We start from the raw sequence: 3,258 nt of genomic DNA, 5'->3' as shown, positions 1-3,258 counted from the left end.
CTCCCTGACCACCTGTGTCGGTTTGGGGTACGGTCGCACATGATCTGAAGCTTAGAGGCTTTTCCTGGAAGCGTGGCATCAGTGACTTCCTGACCGTGGTCAGTTCATCTCGTGTCTCGGCCTTAAGGATCCGGATTTGCCTAGACCCTCAGCCTACTCACTTTCACCAGGACAACCAACGCCTGGCCCACCTAGCCTTCTCCGTCCCCCCATCGCAATCATGTCCGGTACGGGAATATTGACCCGTTTCCCATCGACTACGCCTTTCGGCCTCGCCTTAGGGGCCGACTCACTCTGCTCCGATTAGCGTCGAACAGAAACCCTTGGTCTTCCGGCGAGGGCGTTTTTCACGCCCTTTATCGTTACTCATGTCAGCATTCGCACTCGTGATACCTCCAGCAGACTTCTCAATCCACCTTCATCGGCGTACACGACGCTCCTCTACCGCGTGTTCCTAAGAACACACCCGTAGCTTCGGTACCTGGTTTAGCCCCGTTACATCTTCCGCGCAGGCCGACTCGACTAGTGAGCTATTACGCTTTCTTTAAAGGATGGCTGCTTCTAAGCCAACCTCCTAGCTGTCTGAGCCTTCCCACATCGTTTCCCACTTAACCAGGATTTGGGGACCTTAGCTGACGGTCTGGGTTGTTTCCCTTTTCACAACGGACGTTAGCACCCGCTGTGTGTCTCCCACGCTGCACTCACCGGTATTCGGAGTTTGCCTCGGGTTGGTAAGTCGGGATGACCCCCTAGCCGAAACAGTGCTCTACCCCCGGTGGTGATACATGAGGCGCTACCTAAATAGCTTTCGAGGAGAACCAGCTATCTCCGGGCTTGATTAGCCTTTCACTCCGATCCACAAGTCATCCAAATCTTTTTCAACAGATCCTGGTTCGGGCCTCCAGTTGATGTTACTCAACCTTCACCCTGCTCATGGATAGATCGCCCGGTTTCGGGTCTATTTCCAGCGACTAGCGCGCCCAGTTAAGACTCGGTTTCCCTACGGCTCCCCTATACGGTTAACCTCGCCACTGAAAATAAGTCGCTGACCCATTATACAAAAGGTACGCCGTCACCCAACAAGTGGGCTCCGACTGCTTGTACGCACACGGTTTCAGGATCTATTTCACTCCCCTCTCCGGGGTTCTTTTCGCCTTTCCCTCACGGTACTGGTTCACTATCGGTCAGCCAGGAGTATTTAGCCTTGGAGGATGGTCCCCCCATGTTCAGTCAAGGTTTCTCGTGCCCCGACCTACTCGATTTCACGTGATCAGATTTTCGACTACGGGGCTATCACCCGCTACGGCCGTGCTTCCCAGCACGTTCGCCTAATCAGTCACACGCTTAAGGGCTGGTCCCCGTTCGCTCGCCGCTACTAGGGGAATCTCGGTTGATTTCTTTTCCTCAGGGTACTTAGATGTTTCAGTTCCCCTGGTTCGCCTCGTACACCTATGTATTCAGTGCACGATACTCATCTTGTGATGAGTGGGTTTCCCCATTCAGAAATGCCCGGGTCACAGGTTGTTTGCCACCTCGCCGAGCCTTATCGCAGGCTGCCACGTCTTTCGTCGCCTCTGGCTGCCTAGGCATCCACCGTGTGCGCTTCATTGCTTGACCCTATAACCCGAAGGAGTCTGGGTCGCAATGACAACATGCAGAAAACTTGCGTCTTCTGCGTTCATCAGCATGATATACATTGTTAAAGAGCGACTGTTCAATGAACAGTGATAAGCACTGATTGTCTCGAGTGCTTATCACTGGTCACGGACGGTAATTCACGGCAGGTGCGTTGGTGGAGCCAAGCGGGATCGAACCGCTGACCTCCTGCGTGCAAGGCAGGCGCTCTCCCAGCTGAGCTATGGCCCCATCGTGCGACACCTTTTCTCCACAAATTTCTGTGAGACAAGGCAAAGTGCGACGACGTATAGCCTGCTATACGAGAAGCATTTTAACGCAGCATCACAGGAATTTGGTGGGTCTGGGCAGACTTGAACTGCCGACCTCACCCTTNCTCGCCGAGCCTTATCGCAGGCTGCCACGTCTTTCATCGCCTCTGGCTGCCTAGGCATCCACCGTGTGCGCTTCATTGCTTGACCCTATAACCCGAAGGAGTCTGGGTCGCAATGACAACATACAAAAGACTTGCGTCTTCTGCGTTCATCAGCATGATATACATTGTTAAAGAGCGACTGCTGATAAGCAGTGACAACGCATCTGGCGTTAACCGCCCAGGTGGTTTGTCACTGCTTACTCTCAGTCTCTTGATCAGATAATTCATTGTGAGCGCTTGTCGCGAGGATGCGTTGTCGTTTAAGGAGGTGATCCAGCCGCAGGTTCCCCTACGGCTACCTTGTTACGACTTCACCCCAGTCATGAACCACACCGTGGTGATCGCCCTCTTGCGTTAGGCTAACCACTTCTGGTGCAGTCCACTCCCATGGTGTGACGGGCGGTGTGTACAAGGCCCGGGAACGTATTCACCGTGACATTCTGATTCACGATTACTAGCGATTCCGACTTCACGGAGTCGAGTTGCAGACTCCGATCCGGACTGAGACCGGCTTTCTGGGATTCGCTGACTCTCGCGAGCTCGCAACCCTTTGTACCGGCCATTGTAGCACGTGTGTAGCCCTACCCGTAAGGGCCATGATGACTTGACGTCGTCCCCACCTTCCTCCGGTTTGTCACCGGCAGTCTCCTTAGAGTTCCCGGCATGACCCGCTGGCAAATAAGGACAAGGGTTGCGCTCGTTACGGGACTTAACCCAACATTTCACAACACGAGCTGACGACAGCCATGCAGCACCTGTCTCTGCGCTCCCGAAGGCACACCAGAATCTCTTCCGGCTTCGCAGGATGTCAAGGGTAGGTAAGGTTCTTCGCGTTGCATCGAATTAAACCACATGCTCCACCGCTTGTGCGGGCCCCCGTCAATTCATTTGAGTTTTAACCTTGCGGCCGTACTCCCCAGGCGGTCGACTTATCGCGTTAACTTCGCCACAAAGTGCTCAAGGCACCCAACGGCTGGTCGACATCGTTTACGGCGTGGACTACCAGGGTATCTAATCCTGTTTGCTACCCACGCTTTCGCACCTCAGCGTCAGTGTCAGTCCAGAAGGCCGCCTTCGCCACTGGTATTCCTCCCGATCTCTACGCATTTCACCGCTACACCGGGAATTCTACCTTCCTCTCCTGCACTCTAGCCTGACAGTTCCGGATGCAGTTCCCAGGTTGAGCCCAGGGCTTTCACAACCGGCTT

General features: G+C 54.3%; 1 tRNA gene and 2 rRNA genes. All 3 read right to left on the bottom strand.

Going from position 1 to position 3,258, the window contains the following annotated elements:
• Positions 1-1,617: ribosomal RNA gene (locus DU506_RS20795) — 23S ribosomal RNA — on the bottom strand; the annotation flags it as partial.
• A 173-nt stretch (positions 1,618-1,790) separates the two neighbouring features.
• Positions 1,791-1,866, bottom strand: a tRNA-Ala gene (locus DU506_RS20790).
• Positions 1,867-2,311: 445 nt separating this feature from the next.
• Positions 2,312-3,258, bottom strand: a 16S ribosomal RNA gene (locus DU506_RS20785); the annotation flags it as partial.

It is taken from the genome of Vreelandella rituensis, assembly GCF_003336665.1.
GTDB lineage: Bacteria > Pseudomonadota > Gammaproteobacteria > Pseudomonadales > Halomonadaceae > Vreelandella > Vreelandella rituensis.
Note: the sequence above shows the minus strand (reverse complement) of the source record. Positions and strands in the feature narration are given on the sequence as shown.